This is a genomic window from Chryseobacterium sp. TB1-D10 (genome assembly GCF_059803555.1).
In genome coordinates, this window is record NZ_JAPFHB010000009.1 from 40,168 (window position 1) to 66,502 (window position 26,335).

The following is a 26,335-nucleotide window of genomic DNA, read 5'->3' on the forward strand; positions in this document are numbered from 1 at the left end:
ATTCCGCACGAGGCGGAATTTATATTTTTAATGTTTGTTGTCTATATCGACGTCTACTTCTTCCAAAGGTGTTTGTTCCGCTTTGAAAGTCTCTCCAAATCCGCCATTCTGCATTTTGGAGTTTTTCTTACTGTAAAGAAAGTAAATCACGAATCCTAAAGCCAGCCAGATCAGTGAATATTTCTGAGCTTCCGGACTAAGGTTGAAAATCAAATAAACGTTGATCAAAATCCCTAGAGTTGCAACAACCGGCAGCATTGGAACTTTGAAGTTTCTTTGAAGATTCGGTTCTTTTTTTCTCAGGATCCAAACCGCTACACAAACCATAGTGAAGGCAAATAATGTCCCGAAGCTGGTCATATGCGCCAAATCATTGATTGGTGTAAATGCTGCAACCACTGCGATAACTGCTCCTAAAATGTAAAGATTCTTTTTCGGAACACCTGCTTCTGCATCTACTTTTGAAAAGGTAGAAGGAATCAAACCGTCTTTTGACATTCCTAAGAAAATCCTGGATTGCCCCATAATCATTACCATTAGAACGGAGATCAAACCTACTGTTGCTGCAATCGTGATGATATAACCAGCCCAAGCCTGACCTGCGATATCAAAGGCGTAAGCAACCGGTGCTTTGATCGCATCCGGATATTTCCCAAGTGGATTGAAGTCTGTGTAATGCATCATTCCTGTCAATACCAATGATACCAAAATGTATAAAACAGTACAAACCACCAATGAAGTGATGATCGCAAAAGGAACGTCTTTTTTAGGATTGATTGCCTCGCCCGCCTGTGTGGAAACGGCATCGAAACCTACATAAGCAAAGAAAATAGCCGCGGCTCCGGCAATAATACCCTGAAAGCCATAAGCCGGATGAGAAACTCCGTTTTCTGTTATAGTTGTAGCAGCTGGAATAAATGGTTTCCAATTTTCGATATTAATAAAAAATACACCGGCGACGATCACGAAAATGATAGCTGAAACTTTTAATATTACAATAAAGTTATTTGCTTTTGCTGCTCCTTTTGTTCCTCTTACAAGAATTGAAATGACTAATAAAACAATTATTAATGCAGGTAGGTTTAAGAACAATTTGAAATCTAAAATTTGTGGTGCTGCATTGAAGTTATTGATAGTCTCCTGAAACGCCTGTAATTTTTCTAATGGCAAGCCTCCGGCAGCAATCTGTGAAGTAGCTTCTCCAAAAGCTTTTTTAGCAGTTCCGGGATCCGTTGTCATCCAATATGGTAAATGCAAGCCGAACATCTTGAGCAATTTTCCAAAGTAACCCGACCAGGAAACGGCGACCGTCATAGATCCCATCGCATATTCCAAAATAAGTCCCCAACCGATAATCCAGGCGAAGATCTCACCTACAGTTCCGTATGCATAAGCGTACGCTGAACCTTCTACAGGAAGTATTGATGCAAATTCCGCGTAGCAAAGTGCTGCAAAAACGCAGGCGATCCCGGCGACAACGAATGAAAGTGCTAAAGCAGGACCGGCATTATAATAAGCACCTGTTCCTGTTAAAACAAAAATACCACCTCCAATGATGGCACCAATTCCAATAGCAGTTAAACTCCATTTTCCCAATACGCGCTTCAGCTGACTCTTTTTGATGTCGGCCTCGTACGCTTCCATTGGCTTCTTGATCCAAATATTTGCCATAATTTAATTTTTTTAATCCTCACTTAGAATGAGGGCTTTTCTTCTGTATGTTTATTTTGAGTTACGAAAATATTAAAAAAATATGATCCTTAACATTTTTTAACTAATTTATTTTGGGTTTCCATATTAATTATGGATTTTGCTTCCGTTTTTTAACCTTAATAATTATCTTTGAAAATGGAATTTTTACATACCCTCACTGCACAGTATGAATCTTATGAGACTTATCTTGTTATTTTTGAATCGGTTGCAGTTTTTTTTGGATTATTAAGTGTTTATTTTTCGATCAAACAGAACATTTGGGTCTATCCAACGGGAATTATTTCTACCGTACTTTTTATTTACATAATGTACGTTTTCGGATTGCTGGGTGATATGCTAATTAATGTATATTATACAATAATGAGCGTTTACGGCTGGGTTCTATGGGCAAAACATTCAGAAGACCACGTCCACGTGCAGATCAAAAAAGCAAGTTATAAGGACTGGCAGATTGGCGGAATTCTTTTTGTTGGAAGTTTGATTTTCGTGGGAATGGTTTATTACTTCAAACCCTATATCGACAATCATTTTTCTATGAATGGCGTGAGGCTGGGACTTTACCATCTGGATTGGGCAAACTATACTGATATCATCACCACTTCCCTGTTTCTTGTCGGGATGTATTTTATGGCAAAACGAAACATCGAGAATTGGATATTCTGGATCGTGGCAGATTTTATTTGTATCCCGATGATGATCTATAAAGGTTTAGGAATTACCGCTATTCAATACATTATTTTCACCGCAATGGCGATTATCGGTTATTTTGAATGGAAGAAAAGTTTAGCTAAGTCCTGACAATTTATCGGCGTATTCTTTGGAGAAAAGCTCTTTATCTGAATGTAATTTATCTAAAGTTGTTGGTAGAATATAATGGAAAAGATACTCATCCTTGTCATCTACAAAAGTGATTTCTTTCTCTTCATCACCAATTAATTGTGCAAAAATATCCCACATAGATTCGCCTTTCAGTTTTAGTAATTCGAAGAAGTCGTTGGCTTTTATTGTTATTTTTTTCATTGTTAAATGTAAGATGTATTGAGTAAAGTATAATGTATTTTGTCTAAACTGACTTGATAAAATCCTCATATTCATAATAAAACATTTCGAAGGCATTCATCTTTTCCACAAAAAACTCGAAAGCGTCTGGCCACGTTTGTTTGTTAAAAATGCTGACACTATGCTTTTCCATCCAAATCCTGCTGATGACTTTTCCGTTTTCCAGAGTATAAAATTCATCCATCTGGAATTCGCCGACCTCATCCCTAAGCAAATCTTCCAAAGATTGAAACTTCTCGAAGTAGGCATTTCTGAACAATTCGTCTTTCATTTCTATATCCAGAGAAACCTCAGCTTTTTTATTATCTGCGGAAAACTTGAAAGAGAAATCCTTTATTTTGGTATCATACAACAGCCATTTCCTCGGGAAAGCTTTTCCGAAAGCCATCCAGAATTCTGTCTTGAGTTGTTGCGCTTCTTGTTTGGAGAACATAATATATAAATAATGATTGATAAATGATGAGTGATTGTCATGCTGAGGCTCTCGAAGCCCATTACAATTTACTCTTCTGCCTTTATCTTCTTACAATGTAAGTTCCACTTTTGCCTCGTTGAATTCTTTAATTAAGTTTTCAAACACTTTTTGTACTGGAAGTATTTCATCAATCAAAGCCGAAACTTGTCCGATTTCTAATTCGCCTTCGATAAGATCGCCTTCGAACATTCCGAGTTTTGCACGTGCTCTACCCAAAGTTTCTTTCAGAGCTTCAACATTTCTGCCGGATTCATAAAGGCTTTCCAGATCGTGATAGAATTTATTCTTAATTAATCGAACTGGTGCTAATTCTTTTAAAGTGAGTTGTGTGTCACCTTCTTTCAGTTCAACTATTTTATTTTTGAAGTTATCATGAGAACTTGCTTCAACGGTTGCCGCGAAACGAGAACCAATCTGCACGCCGTCTGCACCAAGAATCATCGCCGCTTTCATCTGACTTCCAATACCAATTCCACCTGCTGCGATCAATGGAATATCGATATGCTTTCTAACATTCGGGATGAGACAAAGCGTTGTTGTTTCTTCACGACCGTTATGTCCGCCGGCTTCGAAACCTTCTGCTACAACAGCATCTACGCCTGCATCCTGACATTTGACGGCAAACTTCGCACTTGCAACCACGTGAGCAACCTTGATGCCTTCTTTCTTCAAGATTTCTGTATAAGTTTTGGGATTTCCAGCTGAAGTGAAAACGATCTTGACGCCTTCTTCCAGAATGATATTAATGATTTCTTCAATGTTTGGATAAAGCAAAGCGATGTTAACGCCGAAAGGTTTGTCTGTGGCCGCCTTACACTTCTGAATATTTTCTCTAAGAATATCAGGATACATACTTGCGGAACCTATCAATCCCAATCCGCCGCTGTTGGAAACAGCTGAAGCCAACTTCCATCCGGAATGCCAGATCATCCCGCCCTGGATGATTGGATATTTGATATTGAAGAGATGTGTGATTATGTTCATTCCGTGATATTGTTTTGAGGCAATTCCGAAGTCTATGAAACTGGACATTGTTTATTTTTTCCAAAAATATAAAAGATTTATAAAGAATTACCATCATTTTATCTTTAATAACAACCAATTTTTCATGACTAGACGCAAACAAAAACACAATTCATAACAATAATATTAAAAAATTAAAAATACATCAATTTTATATCAAAATATTTTTTACATTTACACTTAAATTAAAAAATCTATACAATTATGAAAAAAACTCTATTCTTTGTATTAACATCTATTGCAGCGGCTAATTTCCACGCGCAAGTAGATATTGCTGCTACATCTGGTACGCCTACTGCAACCTACACAACCCTGAAAGGAGCTTTCGATGCTATCAATGCCGGAACACACCAGGGAGCTATCAACATCATCATTACGGCAAACACCACTGAAACTGCATCTGCAGTACTGAATGCCAGTGGCGGAACAGCAAGTTATACATCAATACTTTTGAAACCTGCAGCAGCTACAACACCAACTATTTCCGGTAGTATTGCAGCCGGAACACTTATCAAAATTCTGGGGAGCAATGTAACTCTTGACGGCAGTAATGCAGTTTCCGGTACGACAAAAGATCTTACCATTACAAACACTTCCACAACGACTCCTCAGGTTCTTAACCTTACAGGTCCTACAGCTGCAACAGCAATTACCAACGTTACTGTGAAAAACCTGAACATCGTCAATGGAGTCAATACGTCATCTGCTTTCGTAATGACAGATGGTAACGCCACCGCAGCAGGAGGATATTTTAATAATATTACCATTCAGAATAATGCTGTTAAAAAAGCCTATATCGGAATGTATATTTGGGCAGCTACTGCAGCAGGAAACGGTGCAAACACATTAGTTACCGGTAACGACCTTAGCGCATCCGGTACAGACGCCATCCGTCTGGCGGGAGTATATCTGCAGGGAGTAGATGGCGGTACAGTAAGCAACAATGTCATTGGTAATTTCGAAACTGTAAGTGCAGAGATCAAAAGAGGAATCTGGTTTGCAACAGCAACAGTTAATTCTTCCATAACTGCCAACACTATTACAAATCTTGGATATTCAGGAACGGGAGCAGGAGGAGCATCAGGTATCTCTGTAACTTCTGGTAATACAGGTGCTTCTGCAGCTGCCAATGTGGTAATTCGCGGGAATACGATTTCCAACTTTACATCTGGAGGAACAGGAGCTTTATTTTGCGGTATCTACGCAGGAGGAACTCTTACCAATGGTATGATCGTTGACAATAACAAAGTTTCTTCCATCAAAAATACTAACGCAGGAGGCTATGGTGCACAGGGAATCTATATTGCATCTACCAGCCCAACAGCTAATACTCTGGTATCAAATAATGTTGTGAGCGGCGTTTCTGGCTATGGCTACTCCTTAGGAGGTGGTGTGAACGATAACGGAAACGGCATCGTGGTAGGTTCAGGAGCAGGTTATAAATTCTATTATAATACTGTTGTGATGAATACAAATCAAAACGTTGGCGGAAGACCTTCTGCATTCAACGTTCTGGCTGCAGTTACAGCTGCCGGTGCAATAGATCTTCGCAATAATATTTTTGTAAACAGCCAAACCCAGACCGGAGAGAAATACACCATCTATTCCGGTGCGGCAAACACTGTTTTTTCTAATATCAACTACAATGATTACTACTCTACCGGAGCAAACCTTGGCTTCCTTGGTACTGCAAGAGCTACGTTGGCAGACATCCAGACAGGCTTCGGCGGCAATGCGAATTCTATCAGCGTTCTTCCGGTATTTATGTCGGCTACAGATTTCAATCTTGCTACTTCAGGGAATTCATTATTGGATAACAAAGGAACTCCTGTTGCAGAAGTTACCGTAGACATCAACGGAAATCAAAGAAGTGCTACCACACCGGATTTGGGAGGTTACGAATTTACAGATGTAACGCTTGCCGTGAATGATGTTGCGAAAAACAGAATCACTTACTATCCAAATCCTGTAGTAGATCAGCTTAAAATAAGCAATGATACCAAAATCATCAATGCAGAACTTTACAACACAACAGGACAAGTCATTATGAATGTAAACATCAACGCTGAAAAGGCTTCTCTAGATATGACAAAAGTACCTGCAGGGGTTTATATCCTGAAATTGAATACAGAAAAACAATCTGAATCTGTGAAAATTATAAAAAAATAATCACACAATTTCTCCATATTTAAAGGCAGGGATAATTAATTTATCCCTGCTTTTTTGTTTGGAAGACTGTCATTTAAAAAAACTAAATCTTATTTTTACAAAAAAATTCAAATTGGATCTATCCTTACGAACAGTTACCGTCACACGATACATCCTGCCTTTGCGGGAAGGTGGATCTCTGCCGGCTTTGGCAGAAGCAGATGATGACTTCAAATATGTACTGAAATTCCGGGGTGCAGGTCACGGCGTCAAAGCTTTGATCTCGGAATTAATAGGCGGGAAAATCTCGCAGGTTTTGGGATTCCGAATTCCGGAACTGGTATTTGCGAATCTTTCCGTGGACTTTGGACGCAGCGAAGCTGATGAAGAAATTCAGGATCTTTTGAAAGCCAGCTGCGGGCTGAATCTCGCTTTGCATTACCTTTCCGGAGCCATCACGTATGATCCCGGCGCTGTGAAAATTGATCCGAAGTTGTCTTCCGAGATTGTCTGGCTGGATGCTTTCCTCACCAATATCGACCGGACTTTCCGAAACACGAATATGCTGATGTGGCACAAGGAATTGTGGCTGATAGATAATGGTGCATCACTCTACTTCCACCACTCCTGGGACAACTGGGAGAAGAATGCCGTGAGTCCTTTTGTAATGATTAAAGATCACGTTCTATTGCCTCAGGCTTCGGAATTGGATGCTGCCAATGAGAAATTCAAAGCGGTATTGACGGATGAGGTTCTGAGGGAAATAGTAGAGCTGATCCCCGAAGACTGGCTGCACTGGAATGATACAGATCTGACTCCAACGGAGATTAAAGATGTTTATTTCCAATTCCTGATACTGAGACGCGATAATTCCGATAACTTTTTAAATGAAGCCAAAAATGCAAGAGCAAAAGTTATATGAGTATGCGGTAATCCGCCTGGTGCCAAAGCCTGAGCGTGAGGAATTCTTCAACGTTGGATTGATCCTGTTCTCAAAAAGGGAGAAATTCATCAAGGTGAAAATCCATCTTTGTGAGGAGAAGTTTCGGGTCATCCATTCCAAAATAGAATATGAGGACGTCAAGAAACACCTGGAATCTTTTGTCAGCATTGCCAACGGCGAAAAGTCGGCTGGTTCTATTGCACAGCTGGAAATCCCGGAGCGTTTCCGGTGGCTGACGGCTGTGAAGAGTTCTATCATCCAGACTTCCCGTCCACATCCCGGTGCCAGTATGGACTTAGAAAAGACTTTCGAAAGGTTGTTTGAGGAACTGGTGCTGTAACTATTAATCCTTTAACCACAAATATCATCTTAACAATTAAAAAACTAAAACACCCATACAAATCAGATGAACTGTAAAAACTGTAACGCCGAACTTAATTCAAATTACTGCCCAGATTGCGGAGTGCCAAAAGAGCTGAAAAGAATAGACAGACATTACATAGTGCACGAGATAGAGCACGTTCTGCACTTTGAACGTGGAATCCTGTACACCATCCGGGGACTTATGACCAATCCGGGGCAGAACATCCGCAACTATCTGGGAGAGAACAGAAGCCGCCTGGTGAAACCTATTATTTTCATCATCGTCACTTCTTTGATCTATACACTTCTTAGCCATTTTTTCCACATAGAGGATGGCTATGTGAAATATCATGAACAAGCAAAATCAACAACAGGCTCCATTGTAAAATGGGTGCAGGACCACTATGGCTACGCCAACATTATGATGGGCGTTTTTATCGCGTTGTGGCTGAAACTGTTTTTCCGAAAGAGCCAATACAACATCTATGAGATCCTTATTATGCTGTGCTTTGTTATGGGAATGGGAATGTTGATTTTTTCAGTTTTTGTGGTTTTGCAGGGTATTACACATTTCAATTTTATGACGATTGCAGGCGTAGCAGGCACTCTGTATGCCGTATGGGCTGTAGGACAATTCTTTGACAGGGTAAAAGTATCAAGCTACTTCAAAGCACTTGCCGGCTATGTTCTTGGAATGATTTCTTTCTGGGTTGTTCCAATCCTCATAGGAACGCTCATAGACGTGCTGAGCAGGCATTAGACCCATTAGACACAAAGAAGCTGAAAGAGGGATTGAGCTTCTTTCTGCACCCATAAAAAACATAAAAACACACAAATGAAAACACAGCACAAGATCCGGGCATATCTCTATGAGAATGTCCTTACGAAAGACAACCCCAATGATTATATTGCCCGTACCGCAAGCGAGCGTTCTCTGAATGTAAAGCAGATCTGCGAAATGGCAGTCAGCCGCGGCGGAGCAGATGTATCTGCCTCTGCTATGGAACGCGCCACAGAACTGTTCCTGAAGGAGATGGCCTACCAGCTATGCGACGGCTACTCTATCAACACAGATTACTTCACAGCGCGAACCAAGATTTTGGGTAAGTTTGACAGTCCAGATGAGACTTTTGACACTAACAAGCACGGCCTTATTTTTAATTTTAATCAGGGGAAAAAACTAAAGTCCGAGATCCCGAATATCGAGATCAATATCCTTGGTATGGCGGATCCCATATCTTCGATTTCGCAAATCACAGATTTGAAGAGCGGCAGCATCAATGATCTTCTGACGCCCAACCGCAACCTGAAAATCCGGGGCAGTAAAATCAAAATCATCGGTAATGATCCTGGAAACGGCATATTCTTCGTAAATACAGACAGCTACAAACGTACAAGGGCACAAAGCGAAGATATAGCCGTCAACAAACCATCGGAACTCATTATCATGGTCCCGGATCTGTCCAAAGGAACATATTACCTGGAAGTGGCAACGCAATATACCGGTAGCAAAAAACAACTTAAGGAAGCCAGAACAACCCGATTCGATAAGATACTGAGAGTATTATAGCGTTGTACTAACACTTAGTACCGCCCGGTACTAACTATTCGTATCGCTCGGTACTATGTCTTAGTACCGAGCGATACTAGGCTATTAATACAATCATCCTCTGAACGTAAGGCTGTCCGTTATGCAGATACCACTTCGTCTTCTTTCAGACTATCTATGAAATAGGACGGTGTCACGCCATTGATCTTTTTGAATGCAATCACGAAGACCTGCGAGGAGGAATATCCGCATTCCTCTGCCAGATAGCTGATCTTATATTCTCTGTACTTCGGCTCGTTGTACAGTTTATGAACAATATAATTGATGCGGAGGCTATTGATATAATTGTTGAAATTATGGGATCTGTGGTTCTTGATAATCTCGGACAGGTATTTGGAATTGGTACTGAGCTGCCCGGAAAGCATACCGATGGTAAGGTCCTTTTTGAGGAATCTTTCAGATCTTTCAAAGGTTACCAGACGCTTGAGGATTCTTGCCTCCGTTTCAGTAGAGATTGTTCTGTTGCTAGCAAGTTCTGCTTCACCGGTCTCGGGTTCAATTTGTTTTTTATCAACATCATTAACCTCAGCAGTCTCTTCTAAAGGGATAAGTGTTTCAGCTTTCAGCTTATCAATGATCCGCTCATAATTCTTGCGAAGCATCTTGTTTTTGTTGCGTACATAAAACCAAGCACCAAGAGTAATGATTAATATAAGTGCTGACCCAAACAACAATAGATTTCTTGTTAAATGCTCATTTTCCAGATTAGACTTCTTGATCTCTTTCCTTGACTGATGGACAACGGCATTCTTCTCTACAGCATTGATGCTGTCATTAAGCGTGGTGTACAAACGTAAATATTTGTTTTCCTGAGAGGTATTATTTAGGAATTTATATGAATCTTTCAAATTTCTAAAGCCAAATAATCTGTCTCTGGGACTACTCTTCAGTTTTTCTGCTTCCAGTAATTTATAAGCATAGTCAATTGCATTCTGATATTCTTTTTTAGTGATATAAAAACTGCTCATAGATTCGTAAGCATCCATTTCCATTATCTTAAAATGTTCGGGAGCAGATTTCTGAAACGCCATCAATCTTTCAAAATAAGGTTCTGCGAGCTCCGGTTTTGGGACTTTGAGACTAAAACAGTAATAATTGCCCATATTCATCAACTCAAAAATATAGAGGTAATAGTATTTTGATTTCTGATATTCTGTAAGATTATTTGTAGGCGTAGTTTCTATAGCATTTAGGCTTTTTTTTGTGAAACCGTACCAGCCATCCGACTTGCCAAGCCCCTCGTACATCCCCGCGAAATTGGCGTAAATACGACACAGCTGAATATGCTTATCTGCCTTATTCGCAATCTTTTCCCCATACGAGACCGCTTTATTCAGATTGGCTTCTGCTTCCGGATATTGGTCTAAGATGATATTTATTTTTCCACGGTACAGATATATTGCACTTAGTGATGCATTATCATTTAATTGATTGGCCAGGACTTCTGCCTCATCGCTGTATTTACCTGAAAGGATGTAATCACTCTGCATCAAGGCAATCTTCTGGAGCATTGTCAAACCACGCAATACACCTTGCTGAAATCCTATCTTCTTTGCCTGATCAGATAATATTTTTATTTCTTCTATGCTTTCAGTTTCTTGGTCGTCAATTTCTATCCTATCATAAGCATTTATAATTTTTTGATGAATCGGTTTGTGATTTTGAGAAAAGAAAGTCGTGCAAAGTGAAAAAAGAATGATAAATAAGAAGAAAGTTCTTTTCATAAAATTATACTGTTGATTAGATTTGTGAATAGGCTGAGACCTTTCAGCAGGTTCATTTCAAAAATACAATATTATGTTTATCCATAGAAAATATTCTGATGATAGGATTAACTTTTTTTGAATTCTATTTTATGAATTTCGAAAACAACATTCAGTCTGTCCGGTTCTCCGAAATAGGCGACATTCACTTCATCCACTTTCTTTGCATCGAGCTTTTCCATTGCTTTTTGTGACCGGATATTATCTTTCCCAACGTGGAAATTAACTTTGTCTACGAATTGAAAAATATAATCCAGCATCAGTTTTTTGACTTGAGGATTCAGTTTGGAACCCCAGAATTTTCTGCCATAGAAAGTATAACCAATAAAGATCGAGTTATCTTCCGGATTATAATCATAGAATCTTGTGCTTCCGGCAAGTTCTCCCGTATTTGTCTCAATAATTTTGAAAGCACCACCACTTTCCATTGCACCTTTGAAGAAATTCTCGAAGACTTCCCTTTTATAACGGTCTTTATTTGGATGTTGTTCCCAAACCAAAGGATCCGAAGCGACGGCAAACAATTGCTCAAAATCGCTTTCGTGCAAAGGAATGAGTTTTACATTTTCGTTTTCTAACGTGGGCTGAACAGAAAAATCCATGATCTATATTTTTTTCAAAGATAAAAATATCACCCGTGATAAACTCTTGAGAAGATGATTTTCCCATCTTTAATTTCCAGTATTTCTCCGATTTCCATATCGTCTTCACCTTCCACTTTTCTCGTGTATTCCATAAAGACCTGTTCGGAATCAGCTGTCAGTTTGTTCACTTGATAACGTAAAGTCGGCAGTCTTTCGAAGCAATCTTTCCACCAGTTTCTCAGTGCATCTTTGCCTTGTATCAATCCTTTGGTCTTAGGTTCCCGGATTTTAAGTTTCGGGCTGTAATGCTGAGCGGACTCATCATAAAGAGAAAGCAGATCATCTAGATTCTGCTCATTAAATGCTTTGAACCAAAGATTGGCTATGTTTTTTAAATCGGAAGGATTCATAATTTTTTGATGTTAAATTTAAAACAAAATTGCTTTCTCCAATTCCAATAATTTCTGTTTTCGCCAGATTCCGCCGCCGTAACCGGTTAAAGTTCCATTAGTACCAATCACTCTGTGACAAGGAATGATAATTGAAATTTTATTAAGTCCGTTTGCATTAGCAACTGCTCTCACTGCTTTCGGATTGCCAAGAATGTCGGCTTGCTGCTGGTAACTTCTGGTTGTTCCATAAGGAATAGTTCGTAATATTTCCCACACATTTTTCTGAAAATTTGTTCCAACCGGCGAAAGCGGAACGGTAAAGTCCAATCTTTTTCCCTCGAAATATTCGGTTAATTCTTTTTCCAAAGTTTTGAAATGCGGATTTTCTCCCTGGATAATATTGGCATTAAAATATTTCGAAATATCTTCCAGTTCCTTGGAAAGCGATTTCCGGTCGGAGAATTCCAGCATAGAAATTCCGTTTTCATCTGCGCAGGCAATCATTGTTCCAAGCGGTGTTTCGATTCTTTTGAGATCAACAATCTTTTCAAATTTTGAATTTTTTGGAGACGTTCCGATAATGGATTTAAAACTGTCACTGAAACCGCTCAAACTTTCGTAACCGTTTTCCAAAGCCACTTCCAGAACATTTTCGCCCTGCTGAAGTTTCTTGAAAGCTGAATTAATTTTGAACATTCTTTGAAAAGCGTGGAAAGTCATGCCGTGGTGTTTCAGAAACCAGCGTTTTACGGTTGCAGGCTGCAATCCACGGTTCATCAAATCAAGATCTTTGAATTTAAGTTCCGGATTCTCAGATAATTCATCCATCAACTTTTGAATTTCAATCGGGGTTTCATCAGGGTTTTCCAACGGTTTACAGACTTTGCAAGGCCGATAACCTTTCAGGATTGCATCTTTTGTATTCTCAAAAAACTCAACATTTTCCGGTTTCGGTTTTCTGGCTGTACAAGTAGGCCGGCAGAAGATTCCCGTCGTTTTCACGCCCATCCAAAATACGCCTTCAAATTCCGGATCTTTCCGGAAAGAAGCCTGATACATCTGCTCGAAACTTGGTTTCATAAAAGTGATAATTAATAATACAAATGTAATCGTTTTGGAAAATTGATGACAACCGAAAACTGAACACATAATTTTTTTATGTCATATTCTCCAAAAATTTCTATCTTCCAAAACACAAAATCAACAGTTTATGGATAAGAAAAAACTTCGGGAATCGATCTTCAGACATTTGGATGGCATCGTGACAGCACCTGTCATTTCGGCTTTGTCAAAGAAAGACATCCTAAATTTCATTAATGAAAATAAGAACCTGGAACTTTCTGAGATTAATGAGAAATTCAACTCCAATGAAGGTTATCTGAATGTTGCGTTGCGGGTTTTGGCATCTCAAGGATTTATTGATTATCATCTGGATAATGCAACGAATGTTGTGAAAATCTCCGTCAATTCTAAAACTGAAGAAGTTTTTTCTCATCAGAATATTTACTGTGATTTGGCTGAATTTTTGGCGGATCAAAATGTGATTAATTCCAAAGAACTGACCGAAGAACTCTGTAAAAAATGGATTTCAATCTTCGAAAAGTACAAAGCTTTCCTGACTGAAAATGCGGATGAAAATTCATTAAAATATCAAATTCAAAAACATATTGAAGGCGCTCTTGTCGGTCCAATCATCATCAAACTCGGAATGAGCGGCATGTTTCACAAATACTTTATGGAAGCGAGTTTCAGCGCAGAAGAATTTCATAAAAATCCACATTATTTCGAAATCATTCTTAATTATCTTTCAGAAATCGGCTGGTTTTCAAAAAAAGGAAATAACTTCCAGTTTACAGAAACCGGATTATTTTTTGCGAGACGCGCAACCGCTTATGGCGTAACGGTTTCATATCTTCCAATGTTCTCAAAACTGGATAATCTGATTTTCGGAAAAGCATCTGAAATTCGGGAAATTGAAGATGGCGAAGACGAAATCCACGTGAATCGCGAGATGAATGTCTGGGGAAGTGGCGGCGCGCATTTGACTTATTTCAAAGTGATTGATGAATTTATTATCGATATTTTCAACCGGCCAATCAACGAGCAACCAAAAGGAATTCTGGATATGGGTTGCGGAAACGGAGCGCTTTTACAACATCTTTACGAAGTGATCGAAAGGCAGACTTTGCGAGGAAAATTTTTGGAAGAACATCCGTTATTTTTGGTTGGCGCGGATTATAACCAAGCCGCTTTGAAAGTGACACGAGCCAATCTTATTAAAAATGATATTTGGGCAAAAGTGATTTGGGGCGACATTGGAAATCCGAAACAACTTGCCGAAGATTTGCAATCCGATTATAATATTGAGTTGGGAGATTTGCTGAATATCAGGACTTTTCTGGACCACAACAGAATTTGGGAAGATATTTTGGAAACCGACAGCCAAAGAATCAGCACTTCGACTGGTGCATTTGCGTTTCGTGGAAAAAGATTGTCCAATCAGGATGTGGAAGAAAATCTATTAAATCATCTCAAAAAATGGACACCTTATGTAGAAAAATTTGGATTATTGTTGATTGAACTTCATACACTTTCGCCGGAAATCACTTCGAAGAATCTTGGTTTGACAGCTTCAACTGCTTATGACGCAACGCACGGATTTTCTGATCAATATATTCTGGAAGTGGATGTTTTTCACAGAATTTGCAAGGAATCTGGTCTGGAACCTGACATTAATTTATTCAAGAAATTCCCGGATTCTGAACTGGCAACTGTGAGTATTAATCTTTTGAAGAAATAGGATTTTCATATTTTAAATTTTATTAAATTTGAAATAATAATCTATGAAAACTAAATATTTTGAAAAAGATCTGTCTCATTTTATGTTCTGCTTTCTTCATTAATTCTATAAATGCTCAGGAAATTATCCCATTTCGAATTACAAAATACAATAACATCATTGTAAAAACTTTGGTGAATGACAAAGATTCACTGGATCTGATGTTCCAGATTGCAATGGAAGACGCATCGATTTCGCCCGAAAGAACACGTCCAGCAAAGAGTTTGAAATTCGATAAAAATGGAATCAGTGAAAATAATTCTGTGAAAATTGGTAAACAAGAATTTAAGAATATTCGTTTTTTTGATAATGAATTAACAGGTCAGGAAGCTGACGGAAAAATCGGAACCGGAATTTTCAAAGGGAAAACCTATAAAATCGATTATGACAAAAACCAGTTCGTTATTTATGATCAATTGCCTGATGTAAAGGATTACAAGCAGGTTTCTTTTACTTATAACAAACAAGGTCAGATTTTTTTAGCTTGTGATAATCTGATTAATAATGAAAGCTATGAAACCAATTTTCTTTTACAATCCGGTTATCCCGGAGGTTTGCTTTACAGTAATCAATTTGCAGATGCAAAAAAACTTAATGAAAACCTGAAGGTTACGGGCGAAAAAACTTTGAAAAATTCTTACGGACAAAGTATTACAACAAAGCAAGGCGTTTTACCAACATTGACAATCATCGATGATATTGCCTTGCAAAATGTGTCAGCCGGATTCTTCACTAGCGATATTAAAAATCAGACTACCAGTTATTTCGGGGCAGATTTGATTAAAAGGTTTAACTGGATTTTTGATGCGGAAACACAGATAATTTATATCCAGCCAAGTAAATATTTCAACGAGCCTTATTTTAAATTGAATTAAAAATAAATCCCTCATCAATTGTATTTTGTTGAGGGTTCATTCTTTTACTTGATGCTTTTGACTCTTATCATTCCTTTATTCTCGTGATACATCATACACATAATTTTGCCGTTTCTTTCTGCGCATTCTTTGGTATAAACAAAAACGAGTGATACTTTTTCACCGTCTTTTTTTTCAGTCAAAATATCAGAATTGCATACGAGATAATCTTTATTTTCTCCAATTCTAAGATAAGTTCCGGTACAATCTCTTACAATGGTTCCGGTTTGCAATCTGTCGTGAACGGACTTGCAGGATAAAAATGATAACGGGAAAATTAATAATAGTAGGATTTTGGATGCTTTCATTTTTTAATTTATTTGACATCAAAAATACGATTTTAAAGTTTTAAAGTACTGTAATATATAGAGGCATATCATCAATTTTTTATTAATTTTGCTAAAAATAACAATGATGAATATTTCTAATCAAACTCTGCATCAGGAAATTACAGACAAGTTAAAAAACGCTCCGAAAGAAGTTTTGGAAGTTGTTTTATCTTATCTGAATGGGATTTCAGAGAACAAAAACATCTCTCAATTTGAACTTTCAGAAGAACAAAAAGAAAGTTTACTAAAAATTAAAAAGCGAGCTTATTCTGAACATACCGACGTAGATATTTTCATTAACGAAATGAGTGAAAAGTATGGCATTTAAAGTCATAATATCTGACGAAGCAAAAATTGATTTAGAATATTCCTATCTATATTATCGGGAAAACGCAAACAAAAAAGTTGCTGATAATTTCATTAAAGATTTTAACAAAATAAGAAAAACGATTTCTGAAAATCCTTATTATAAAATATGGTTTGAAGATTTTCGAGGCGTTCCTTTGAAAAAATATCCTTTCTTAATATTTTTTTCAATTGGTGAAAAAGAAAATATTATTTTAATAGCAAGAGTTTTCCATACCTCTCAAAACCCTGAAAAATATCCATAAAAAAAGCGAAAGAAATCTTTCGCTTTTTCATTTTTATTATAATTTGAAATTACATCGCCTCCATTTTAAAAGTCATACTCTCAATCACTTTCAAAATTGCTTCGACCGTATCCATCGATGTCAGACAAGGAACACCGTTTTCCACGCTCATTCTTCTAATCTGGAAACCGTCTCTTTCGGCTTGCTTTCCTTTTGTGGTCGTATTGACAACGTATTGGACTTTTCCTTTTTGGATTAGATCGATTAGATTAACACTTTCCTCTCCAATCTTGTAACCGATTTTAGTTGGAATTCCTTTTTCCTCGAAATACTTCGCCGTTCCTTCCGTAGCCCAGATTCTGAAACCAATGGTATGAAATCTTCTCGCGATTTCAGACGCTTCTTCTTTGTCCTGATCTGCAACTGTGAACAATATTGAACCGTGGGTCGGAACTTTTCTTCCAGCGCCAATCAAACCTTTGTACAAGGCTTTTTCGAAGGTTGAATCTTTCCCCATTACTTCTCCAGTAGATTTCATTTCTGGTCCGAGAGAAATATCCACTTTCGTCAATTTGCTGAAAGAGAAAACCGGAACTTTCACGAAGATGCCTTCTTTGTTCGGAATCAATCCCGATGTGTAACCAAGGTCTTTCAGTTTCGCTCCGAGAATGGCTTTGGTTGCAAGATTTGCCATTGGAACATCCGTGATTTTGGATAAGAAAGGAACGGTTCTGGACGAACGTGGATTCACTTCGATCACAAAAACTTCGCCTTTGGAAATCACGTATTGAATATTCATCAATCCAATCACATTCAAGCCTTTCGCTAATCTTATCGTATAATCTTCTAATGTTTTGATTTGAATTTCAGTCAAATGTTGTGGAGGATAAACCGCGATTGAATCTCCGGAATGAACACCTGCTCTTTCAATATGTTCCATAATTCCCGGAATCACAGTCGTTTCCCCATCGCAAATCGCATCCACTTCCACTTCTTGTCCTGTCAAATATCGGTCAATCAAAACAGGCTGATCCGGGCTTGCTTCCACCGCATTTTCCATATAGTGCGAAAGTTCTTTTTCAGTATAAACGATTTCCATCGCTCTTCCGCCCAAAACATAACTTGGACGAACCAAAACCGGGTAACCAATTTCGTTGGCAATCACAATCGCCTCTTCTTTTGAAGTTGAAGTTTTCCCCAGTGGTTGCGGAATTCCCAATTCCTGAAGTGCTTTTTCGAATTTATCTCTGTTCTCTGCTCTATCCAAATCTTCAAGTGAAGTTCCCAAAATCTGAACGCCGTGAGCCGCTAATTTATCTGCCAAGTTGATGGCTGTTTGTCCGCCAAACTGAACCACAACACCTTTTGGTTTTTCGAGTTCTATGATGTTCATCACGTCTTCTTCCGCCAAAGGTTCGAAGTACAATTTGTCTGCAATCGAGAAATCTGTGGAAACAGTTTCCGGATTATTATTAATGATAATCGCCTCGTAACCCATCTGTTGGATTGCCCAAACCGAATGAACCGTCGCATAATCAAATTCAACACCCTGCCCAATTCTGATTGGACCTGAACCGAGAACGATGATTTTTTCTTTGTCAGAAACCACGCTTTCATTTTCTTCCTCGTAAGTTCCGTAGAAATAAGGCGTTTCAGATTCAAATTCTGCGGCACAAGTGTCCACCATTTTGTAAACCGGCATCACACCATTTTCTTTTCTGAAATTGAAAACTTCACGCTGAGTCGTTTCCCAAAGATGAGCGATATTCAAATCTGCAAAACCTAATTTCTTAGCTTCGATAAGCGTTTCCTTATCGAATTTGTTATCTGCGATTGTCTTTTCGAAATCAATTAATTTTTTGATTTTCCAAATGAAGAATTTATCTATTTTGCTCCATTCAACGATTTGTTCCCAGTCGTAACCTCTTCGCAAAGCGTCGCCGATGATGAATAATCTTTCGTCATCACAAACTCGGATTCTTCTTTCGATTTCTTCGTCGGTAAGTGCTAAAGCTTGTTTTGTTTTTAATCCCAAATGACGAAGTCCTGTTTCCAAAGAACGAATCGCCTTGTGCAAAGACTCTTCGAAGTTTCTTCCGATGGCCATTACTTCTCCCGTCGCTTTCATCTGCGTTGACAACCTTCTGTCAGCCGTTTCAAACTTATCGAAAGGGAATCTTGGGAATTTTGTTACGACATAATCCAAAGCTGGCTCGAAACAAGCATAAGACGTTCCGGTTACAGGATTTTTGATTTCGTCCAATGTCAGCCCAACTGCAATTTTCGCGGCAATTTTCGCAATCGGATAACCAGTTGCTTTACTCGCCAAAGCCGATGAACGCGAAACTCTTGGATTTACTTCGATAATATAATATTGGTAAGAATGTGGGTCGAGAGCGAGCTGAACATTGCAACCACCTTCGATTCCCAATGCTCGGATGATTTTGAGTGATGCATTTCTCAGCATCTGATATTCTCTGTCAGAAAGTGTTTGCGAAGGTGCAACAACAATTGAATCTCCTGTATGAACACCAACCGGGTCGATGTTTTCCATATTACAAACCACAATCGCATTGTCGTTTTTGTCACGCATCACTTCGTATTCGATTTCTTTGAAACCTGCGATAGATTTCTCAATCAGACATTGCGTTACTGGAGAATATTTCAATCCCAATTCGGCAATTTCACGAAGTTCAGGTTCTGTGGCAGCAATTCCACCGCCTGTTCCACCCATTGTAAAAGCGGGGCGAACAATCACCGGATAACCGATTCTGTCAGCAAAAGCGACTGCGCCATCAACGGTTGTTACGATGTCAGAATCTGGAACTGGTTCGTTCAGTTCGTGCATCAATTCACGGAAAAGGTCTCTGTCTTCGGCCTGATTGATAGCGTCTAATTTGGTTCCCAGAACTTCCACTTTACATTCCTCCAAGATTCCGGATTTCTGTAATTCCACCGCCATATTAAGTCCGGTTTGTCCACCTAAAGTAGGCAACAAGGCATCCGGGCGTTCTTTTCTGATAATTCTGGAAACGAATTCCAGAGAAATCGGTTCGATATAAACTTTGTCGGCAATCTCCTTGTCCGTCATTATCGTCGCGGGATTGGAATTGATAAGAATCACGCTGTAACCTTCCTCTCTCAAAGAAAGGCAAGCCTGTGTTCCCGAATAATCAAATTCCGCAGCCTGGCCAATGATGATGGGACCTGAGCCGATTACTAAAATTGTTTTTATGTCTGTACGCTTTGCCATTTTACTTTTTTACTTGATTAGATTTAAACTCCTCCATTAATTCAATAAAATCATCAAATAGATAATTCGCATCTTCTGGTCCTGGACTTGCCTCAGGGTGATATTGAACTGAGAAACAAGGATGGATTTTGTGCTTTAAACCTTCGTTGGTTCTGTCGTTCAGTGCGATATGTGTTTCTATTAAGTCCGTATCTTTCAAAGATTCCTGGTCGATGGCATAACCGTGATTCTGAGAAGTAATGGCCACTTTATTTTTTTCTAATTCCAAAACCGGGTGATTTCCACCTCTGTGCCCGAATTTCAGTTTGTAAGTCTTTGCGCCACAAGCCAAACCAATCAATTGATGACCTAGACAAATCCCAAAAATCGGCACTTTTCCAAGCAATCCATTAATTAATTCTGATGCACCTTTTACATCTTCCGGGTCGCCGGGACCGTTGGAAAGCATTATTCCGTCCGGATCCATCAATAAAATCTCTTCTGCAGTTGTGTCCTGAGAAACGACGATGATGTCGCAATTTCTTTGAGACAATTCGCGGATGATTCCCAACTTTGACCCGAAATCTACCAACACCACTTTGAAGCCTCTTCCCGGACTTGCATAAGCTGTTTTTGTGGAAACAGATTCTACTTGATTTGTTGGGAAATTGGTTATTTTCAACTCCTCAACCACAGAATTTTCATCCGTTTCTGCGTTGACGATTTTTCCCTTAACCACACCTTTGTTACGAAGGATTCTGGTCAATCTTCTGGTATCGATTCCTGAAATTCCGGATAGATTTTTCTTGATAAAAAACTCGTCCAAAGTCATCTGCGTTCGAAAGTTGGAAGGCAAATCGCACAATTCTTTGACGATTAAACCTTTGATTGCTGGTTCGATGCTTTCATAATCGTCTCTGTTGATGCCGTAATTTCCTATCAAAGGATACGTCATACAAACAATTTGTCCGCAATAACTTGGGTCGGAAATCAATTCCTGATAACCCGTCATTCCTGTGTTGAAAACCACTTCGCCGGCAGTTTCCTGTTCTGCTCCGAATCCTACCCCATTGAATACTTCTCCGGATTCTAATATTAATTTCTTTTTCATTTTTACTTTTTATTTTGGAAGCGGGAAGATGGATCCTGGAAGTCTTCCATCTTCCCGCTTCTGTATTCCTTTCGTTATATCTCAAAAAAAACACGCCCGAAAAGCGTGAATTAATTTTTAATTTTTGACGTCGACAAACTCGAATCCTTTATTCTCAAGGTCAAATTTAAGAATCGCCATTCTTGCAAAAACGCCGTTCTGCATTTGTTTGAAGATTCTTGACCTTTCACATTCCACCAATTCAGAATCAATCTCCACACCTCTGTTGATTGGTGCAGGATGCATAATAATGGCACCTGGTTTCATTTTCTTTTCTCTTTCCTTAGTCAAACCAAATTTCTTCAGATAATCTTCAGACTTGAAGTTGAAAGTTCTTTCGTGACGCTCGTGCTGGATTCTTAATAACATCAAAACGTCTACTTCTTTCACCAAATCATCGAACTGCATATAAGTTCCGTTGACCAGCATTCCTTCGTCAAACCAGAATTCCGGTCCCGAGAAATATACCTTTGCGCCCATTCTCCTGAACAATCCTGCGTCTGAATTTGCAACGCGACTGTGCTTTACATCACCCACGATTCCTATTTTCAGACCTTCTATCTTTCCAAACTCCTGAATGATGGTCAAAGAGTCTAATACCGCTTGTGTAGGATGATTTCCTGCGCCGTCGCCAGCATTCACAATACTTAATTTAGCATCTGATAGCTGGTCGTAATATCTTTTTTCAGAATGTCTGATAACTGCCACTTCCACGCCAATAGCTTCCAAAGTTTTAATTGTATCAAGCATTGTTTCGCCTTTTGCGATAGAACTTTTTTCGGATTCAAAATCGATAACCTGAAGTCCGAGTTTTTTCTCAGCAACTTCAAAGCTTGTTTTGGTTCTTGTGCTATTCTCAAAAAAGAGGTTCGCGGCGAAAACATCACCTTTAATTTTGCTGACTTTACCATCTGCAAACTGCTGTGCTTCCTGTAAAATTTTCTCTATACTCTCCGTGGAGACGCGTGCAAGCTTAATCATATCTGAAATTTTTAAATAAAAAAAACGAAGCCTAAAAGACTTCGTTAAATATAAAAAATATTGTTGTTGTCGGCAAATTTGCCAAACACTATTGTCGCTAAATTCTGTACCAGATTCATTGGGTGCAAAGATACCAATATTTTCGATATGATAAAATCTTATTCATACTTTTTTGTAATAAATCAATGAACTTCTGCGCTTAAAATTTCTCCAGTCAAATATTTTCTTTACTTTTGAAAGAATTGATATTATTATGAGTTTGGACAAAAAAGACAAATTAATTCTCTCGCTTCTTCAGGAAGATTCTACGCTATCGGTAAAGGAAATCTCCGAAAAAATCGGACTGACTTTCACACCGACCTACGAGCGTATCAAAAACCTTGAAAAAAGTGGTGTTGTAGAAAAATATGTCGCCCTACTCAACCGCGAAAAACTTGGAATCAATATCGTTGTTTACTGTAATGTTCGTCTCAAAGAACAGTCTCAAAATACGCTTAAAGACTTTGAAAATTACATCTCAAAATATGATGAAGTACAGGAAATCATCAGTCTTTCCGGCGAATATGATTATCAGTTAAAAATTCTTGCAAACGATATTTATTCTTATAATCATTTTACTGTTAATGTGATTTCAAACAGTCCTCACATTGGCCAATATCACAGTTCTATCGTTTTGGCTGAAGTAAAAAAATCGACCAAATTTAAGCTTGATTAACCTAATAATTTATCTCTTACTTTATTGAATTGATATTCGATTTCGTCGAGGCAAAGATTTCCTAAACTGCCTTGATGAGTATGATTGAGTTCTTTATAATCATATTCGAATAAGCCATTTTCTATTTCTTGACCAATTTGGATGTAAGCATCTCGGAATGATTTTCCATTCTTCACTTCTTCGTTGATTTTCTCTACGCTGAAAATGTATTTATACTTTTCATCATCCAGAATATTGTCTTTCACTTCGATGTTTGGAAGCGTGTAAATCAGGATTTCCAGGCATTCTTTCAAAGAATCGATGGCTGGGAAAAGGATTTCTTTTGTCAACTGCAAATCTCTGTGATAACCTGACGGCAAATTATTTGTCACCAAAATCAATTCGTTTGGCAAAGCCTGAATTCTGTTGCATCTCGCTCTCACCAATTCGAAAATATCCGGATTTTTCTTGTGTGGCATAATGCTGCTTCCAGTTGTGAATTCCTTTGGAAAGCTTATGAAATCGAAGTTCTGACTAAGATAAAGACAAACATCGTAAGAAAATTTGCTTAAAGTTCCAGCTAATACCGACAACGAATTCGCCAGTAATTTTTCTGATTTCCCACGTGTCATTTGAGCGTACACCACATTATGATTTAGCGTTCTGAACCCGAGTTTGTAAGTCGTACTTTCTCTGTCAATCGGGAACGACGAACCGTAGCCAGCGGCTGAACCGAGCGGATTTTTATTATTGATATTCTTCGTCGCAAACAGCAATTCCAAGTCGTCCACCAAAGATTCCGCATACGCACCAAACCACAATCCGAAAGACGACGGCATCGCCACCTGCAAATGTGTGTAGCCAGGCAACAAAACGTCTTTATGAAGATTGGCTTTGTCTTTCAGGATTTGAAAAAAAGAATCCGTCAGTTCTGTTATTTCTCTGATTTCGTCAATTAAATACAATTTAACATCAGTCAAAACCTGATCATTTCTTGACCTTGCGGTGTGGATTTTCTTTCCGGTTTCACCCAGTTTTTCGATGAGGATATTTTCGATTTGAGAATGGATGTCTTCTGCGGTTTTATCGATTTCGAAATTTTCTTTTTCGATGTCGACGAGAACTTCTTCCAAAACTGAAACAATTGCCTGCTCTTCATCAAGTCGAATCAATCCAACTTCTGCGAGCATTTTTGCGTGGGCGATAGAACCCAACACATCGTATTTTGCTAATCTGTCGTCAAAATCCAGGTCTTTCCCGACTGTGAATTTTGTAACCAAATCATTGGTTGTCGTATTGTCTTTTTGCCAGATTTTTTTCATTTTGTAATATTTTGATGTTTTGAACGCAAAGCGCGCAAAGATTTTTTTGATTTTTATTGAAAACATTTTTAAGGTTCACAAAGGCGCTGAAGCTCAGCTAAGATTAAATAATCTTAAAGTATTTTTTGTCATTCTGGAGGAATCTAAACTGTCTGGATTCCTATGGAATGACAAACTTTGTGGTTATAAACTTCTCTTGTTTTATGCTGAATCCGCAGCCCGACTTGAGTGGAAATCCTTTTTTGCTTTGACTTCAAGTTCTATTTAAAAGGAAATCGTGTGCAAAAAAGATTGGGAGCGGAAGGCGGAAATAGCTGCCCAAATCCTTAAAATTTATTACAATATTTTTTCTAATATTTTGATGTAAACATCGATGCCTTCTCGGATTTCGTCGATGTAAATAAATTCGTCTGCGGTGTGGGAACGTAAGCTGTCGCCGGGTCCCAACTTGACCGATGTGCACGGAATAATCGCCTGGTCCGAAGATGTCGGCGAACCGTAAGTTGTCCTGCCCAACGCCAATCCAGCCTGAACAAACGGATGATTGACGTCGATTTTTGAGGAGTTTAAGCGGAACGACCTTGGTGTCAATTTTGATTTCATCTGCGATTGGATGATTTCGAAGACTTCGCGATTCGTGTATTCGTCTGTCACGCGGACATCCAAAGTGAAATTGCATTTTTCCGGGACCACGTTGTGTTGCGTTCCTGCGTTGAGAACTGACAAAGTCACTTTTACTTCGCCCAAATAATCTGAAACTTTCGAAAATTTGAAGTCCAAAATGTTTTGCAAATCCTTCATACATTTCACAATCGCATTGTCATCGTTTGGATGCGCAGCGTGAGAAGGCGTTCCCAGCATTTCGCCATCGATGACGAGCAAACCTTTTTCTGCGATTGCCAGATTCATTTTTGTAGGCTCGCCGACGATTGCCAGTTCGACGTTCGGAAGTTGTGGAAACAAGGCTTCGATGCCGTCCAGACCTGAGATTTCTTCTTCGGCCGTCAACGCAATTAATAAATTATGCGACAAATCTTCGGCTTCATAAAAATAAAGAAAAGTCTGCGCCATCGCCACCAAAGACGCGCCTGCATCGTTGCTTCCCAAACCGAATAATTTGCCGTCTTTTTCAACCGGAATGAACGGGTCCAAAGTGTAAGCTTTGTTTGGTTTTACCGTGTCGTGGTGCGTGTTTAGGAGAATCGATGGTTTGCCGGCGTCAAAATGTTTGTTGGTTGCCCAAATGTTATTTTTGAATCGGTTGACCGTCAATTGATGCTCGTTGAAAAAGCCTTCGATGATGAGCGAAGCGTTATACTCGTCGCGACTCATAGATGGTGTTGCGATGAGTTTTTTCAGTAATTTGACGGCGTTTTCCGTGAGTTCTTCTCGGCTAAAGACAGATTTCAGTTCCTTCATTTCCTTTTTTTATTTGGTCTGACAGTTTTTTCTCGTTAATCAAAGACACTTTCTGAACGCCGTTTTCTTTGGCTTTGAAAGCATTTTCGAGTTTTGGTAAAATTCCTTTGTGAAGTTTTCCTTTTGATTTTAATTCAGAAAATTCATTTTTATTAATGTTTTTCAAATTCGAATTTTCGTCTTCCACATTTTCCAAAATCCCGTTTTTATCGAAGCAGAACAACAATTCTGTCTCGAAATTTTTTGATAAAGCCTGAGCAATAGTTCCGGCAATCGTGTCTGCGTTGGTGTTTAACAGATTTCCTTTTTTATCGTGAGTGATTGCAGAAAACACCGGAACCAAACCCAGATTTATCATATTTGTAATCAATTCGTGATTGATGCTTTTTTCATTAATATCGCCAACATATCCAAAATTGATGGTTGGATGCTGGCGTTTTTCAGCTTTAATTAAATTGCCATCGGCGCCGGAGAATCCCATCGCGTTGCAATTGAAACTCTGCAATTTTGCCACAATATTTTTATTGATTCGGCCGGCATAAACCATCGTTACCAACTTCAGAGTTTTCTTGTTGGTAATTCTTCGACCATCAATCATTGTCTGCGTGATTTTCAGTTTTTCCGCCAGTGTTTCTGCAATCTTTCCACCGCCGTGAATCAGAATTTTGGAGCCTTCGATTTGAGAAAACTGCTGAAGAAAAGCTTTCAGTGATTTTTTGTCATCGATTAAAGCGCCTCCGATTTTTATGATGTGTAGTTTTTGCATTTATTTTGAACACAAAGTGCGCTAAGA

General features: G+C 38.7%; 26 protein-coding genes. 11 read left to right on the top strand and 15 right to left on the bottom strand.

Translation table 11 applies throughout. From position 1 onward, the window contains the following. Nucleotides 1–27 precede the first annotated feature (27 nt). Nucleotides 28–1,671 carry an APC family permease gene (locus OPU68_RS13195; RefSeq protein WP_498474458.1) on the bottom strand — a complete coding sequence of 548 codons (1,644 nt, stop codon included), beginning with the start codon at nt 1,669–1,671 and terminating at the stop codon, nt 28–30. A 177-nt stretch (nt 1,672–1,848) separates the two neighbouring features. On the opposite strand from OPU68_RS13195, the gene pnuC reads away from it, so the two are divergent. Then, entirely contained in the window at nt 1,849–2,511 is a 663-nt protein-coding gene (gene pnuC / locus OPU68_RS13200) for a nicotinamide riboside transporter PnuC (protein WP_498474459.1), read from the top strand. On the opposite strand, the gene OPU68_RS13205 is transcribed toward pnuC, so the two are convergent. The 3 genes from OPU68_RS13205 to OPU68_RS13215 all read right to left on the bottom strand — a co-directional run bounded on the left by OPU68_RS13205 (nt 2,497) and on the right by OPU68_RS13215 (nt 4,231). Further along, nucleotides 2,497–2,733, bottom strand: a complete 237-nt coding sequence (locus OPU68_RS13205) for a hypothetical protein (RefSeq protein ID WP_498474460.1) — start codon at nt 2,731–2,733, stop codon at nt 2,497–2,499. The two genes, pnuC and OPU68_RS13205, sit on opposite strands and share 15 nt — an antisense overlap. Nucleotides 2,734–2,776: 43 nt before the next feature. Beyond that, on the bottom strand, nt 2,777–3,205 hold the full coding sequence (locus OPU68_RS13210) for a DUF4268 domain-containing protein (RefSeq protein ID WP_498474461.1): 429 nt from the start codon (nt 3,203–3,205) through the stop codon (nt 2,777–2,779). Between the two features lie 90 nt (nt 3,206–3,295). Continuing rightward, nucleotides 3,296–4,231, bottom strand: coding sequence for an NAD(P)H-dependent flavin oxidoreductase (locus tag OPU68_RS13215; RefSeq protein WP_498474615.1), 936 nt, complete (start codon nt 4,229–4,231; stop codon nt 3,296–3,298). Nucleotides 4,232–4,474: 243 nt separating this feature from the next. On the opposite strand from OPU68_RS13215, the gene OPU68_RS13220 reads away from it, so the two are divergent. From OPU68_RS13220 to OPU68_RS13240, 5 genes are all read left to right on the top strand, one after another. Next, nucleotides 4,475–6,439 carry a T9SS type A sorting domain-containing protein gene (locus tag OPU68_RS13220; RefSeq protein WP_498474462.1) on the top strand — a complete coding sequence of 655 codons (1,965 nt, stop codon included), beginning with the start codon at nt 4,475–4,477 and terminating at the stop codon, nt 6,437–6,439. Nucleotides 6,440–6,551: 112 nt separating this feature from the next. Next, nucleotides 6,552–7,340, top strand: a complete 789-nt coding sequence (locus OPU68_RS13225) for a HipA family kinase (protein WP_498474463.1) — start codon at nt 6,552–6,554, stop codon at nt 7,338–7,340. After that, a complete protein-coding gene (locus tag OPU68_RS13230) occupies nt 7,318–7,701 on the top strand; it encodes a DUF3037 domain-containing protein (RefSeq protein ID WP_498474464.1) in 384 nt (127 codons plus the stop codon). Before OPU68_RS13225 ends, OPU68_RS13230 begins: the two co-directional genes overlap by 23 nt. A 66-nt stretch (nt 7,702–7,767) precedes the next feature. After that, a complete protein-coding gene (locus OPU68_RS13235; RefSeq protein WP_498474465.1) occupies nt 7,768–8,484 on the top strand; it encodes a DUF3667 domain-containing protein in 717 nt (238 codons plus the stop codon). A gap of 75 nt (nt 8,485–8,559) precedes the next feature. After that, nucleotides 8,560–9,294 carry a DNA-binding domain-containing protein gene (locus OPU68_RS13240; RefSeq protein WP_498474466.1) on the top strand — a complete coding sequence of 245 codons (735 nt, stop codon included), beginning with the start codon at nt 8,560–8,562 and terminating at the stop codon, nt 9,292–9,294. Between the two features lie 119 nt (nt 9,295–9,413). On the opposite strand, the gene OPU68_RS13245 is transcribed toward OPU68_RS13240, so the two are convergent. The 4 genes from OPU68_RS13245 to OPU68_RS13260 all read right to left on the bottom strand — a co-directional run bounded on the left by OPU68_RS13245 (nt 9,414) and on the right by OPU68_RS13260 (nt 13,221). Then, entirely contained in the window at nt 9,414–11,057 is a 1,644-nt protein-coding gene (locus tag OPU68_RS13245; protein WP_498474467.1) for a helix-turn-helix domain-containing protein, read from the bottom strand. Between the two features lie 107 nt (nt 11,058–11,164). Further along, the gene (locus OPU68_RS13250) at nt 11,165–11,698 is read right to left on the bottom strand and encodes a GNAT family N-acetyltransferase (RefSeq protein WP_498474468.1); all 534 of its coding nucleotides are present in this window, start codon (nt 11,696–11,698) and stop codon (nt 11,165–11,167) included. A 29-nt stretch (nt 11,699–11,727) separates the two neighbouring features. Next, nucleotides 11,728–12,090 (bottom strand): nuclear transport factor 2 family protein, encoded by a 363-nt coding sequence (locus tag OPU68_RS13255; protein ID WP_498474469.1) that lies wholly within the window; start codon nt 12,088–12,090, stop codon nt 11,728–11,730. Between the two features lie 18 nt (nt 12,091–12,108). Then, the gene (locus tag OPU68_RS13260) at nt 12,109–13,221 is read right to left on the bottom strand and encodes a bifunctional transcriptional activator/DNA repair enzyme AdaA (protein ID WP_498474470.1); all 1,113 of its coding nucleotides are present in this window, start codon (nt 13,219–13,221) and stop codon (nt 12,109–12,111) included. Between the two features lie 61 nt (nt 13,222–13,282). On the opposite strand from OPU68_RS13260, the gene OPU68_RS13265 reads away from it, so the two are divergent. Together OPU68_RS13265 and OPU68_RS13270 are read left to right on the top strand one after the other, a co-directional pair. After that, nucleotides 13,283–14,872: a class I SAM-dependent methyltransferase gene (locus tag OPU68_RS13265; protein WP_498474471.1), complete on the top strand. Its 1,590-nt coding sequence runs from the start codon at nt 13,283–13,285 to the stop codon at nt 14,870–14,872. 59 nt (nt 14,873–14,931) lie between these two features. Continuing rightward, entirely contained in the window at nt 14,932–15,786 is an 855-nt protein-coding gene (locus OPU68_RS13270) for a hypothetical protein (protein WP_498474472.1), read from the top strand. A 44-nt stretch (nt 15,787–15,830) separates the two neighbouring features. On the opposite strand, the gene OPU68_RS13275 is transcribed toward OPU68_RS13270, so the two are convergent. Then, on the bottom strand, nt 15,831–16,133 hold the full coding sequence (locus OPU68_RS13275) for a hypothetical protein (RefSeq protein ID WP_498474473.1): 303 nt from the start codon (nt 16,131–16,133) through the stop codon (nt 15,831–15,833). A gap of 103 nt (nt 16,134–16,236) precedes the next feature. Here OPU68_RS13275 and OPU68_RS13280 point away from each other — a divergent pair, with 103 nt between their 5' ends. Beyond that, on the top strand, nt 16,237–16,482 hold the full coding sequence (locus OPU68_RS13280) for a hypothetical protein (RefSeq protein WP_498474474.1): 246 nt from the start codon (nt 16,237–16,239) through the stop codon (nt 16,480–16,482). Then, nucleotides 16,472–16,765: a type II toxin-antitoxin system RelE/ParE family toxin gene (locus OPU68_RS13285; RefSeq protein WP_498474475.1), complete on the top strand. Its 294-nt coding sequence runs from the start codon at nt 16,472–16,474 to the stop codon at nt 16,763–16,765. The genes OPU68_RS13280 and OPU68_RS13285 overlap by 11 nt, the downstream gene beginning before the upstream one ends. A 49-nt stretch (nt 16,766–16,814) precedes the next feature. On the opposite strand, the gene carB is transcribed toward OPU68_RS13285, so the two are convergent. The 3 genes from carB to OPU68_RS13300 all read right to left on the bottom strand — a co-directional run bounded on the left by carB (nt 16,815) and on the right by OPU68_RS13300 (nt 22,107). After that, nucleotides 16,815–19,997, bottom strand: a complete 3,183-nt coding sequence (gene carB, locus OPU68_RS13290) for a carbamoyl-phosphate synthase large subunit (protein WP_498474476.1) — start codon at nt 19,995–19,997, stop codon at nt 16,815–16,817. 1 nt (nt 19,998) lies between these two features. Next, a complete protein-coding gene (locus tag OPU68_RS13295; RefSeq protein ID WP_498474477.1) occupies nt 19,999–21,087 on the bottom strand; it encodes a carbamoyl phosphate synthase small subunit in 1,089 nt (362 codons plus the stop codon). Nucleotides 21,088–21,204: 117 nt separating this feature from the next. Beyond that, entirely contained in the window at nt 21,205–22,107 is a 903-nt protein-coding gene (locus OPU68_RS13300) for an aspartate carbamoyltransferase catalytic subunit (protein WP_498474478.1), read from the bottom strand. Nucleotides 22,108–22,360: 253 nt separating this feature from the next. On the opposite strand from OPU68_RS13300, the gene OPU68_RS13305 reads away from it, so the two are divergent. Further along, nucleotides 22,361–22,822: an Lrp/AsnC family transcriptional regulator gene (locus OPU68_RS13305; protein WP_034967340.1), complete on the top strand. Its 462-nt coding sequence runs from the start codon at nt 22,361–22,363 to the stop codon at nt 22,820–22,822. Here OPU68_RS13305 and argH read toward each other — a convergent pair. The 3 genes from argH to argB form a co-directional block, all read right to left on the bottom strand. Then, entirely contained in the window at nt 22,819–24,123 is a 1,305-nt protein-coding gene (argH, locus tag OPU68_RS13310) for an argininosuccinate lyase (protein WP_498474479.1), read from the bottom strand. The genes OPU68_RS13305 and argH overlap by 4 nt on opposite strands. Nucleotides 24,124–24,459: 336 nt before the next feature. Then, on the bottom strand, nt 24,460–25,542 hold the full coding sequence (locus OPU68_RS13315) for a M20 family metallo-hydrolase (RefSeq protein WP_498474480.1): 1,083 nt from the start codon (nt 25,540–25,542) through the stop codon (nt 24,460–24,462). Further along, a complete protein-coding gene (gene argB / locus OPU68_RS13320) occupies nt 25,517–26,308 on the bottom strand; it encodes an acetylglutamate kinase (RefSeq protein ID WP_498474481.1) in 792 nt (263 codons plus the stop codon). Before argB ends, OPU68_RS13315 begins: the two co-directional genes overlap by 26 nt. Nucleotides 26,309–26,335 lie beyond the last annotated feature (27 nt).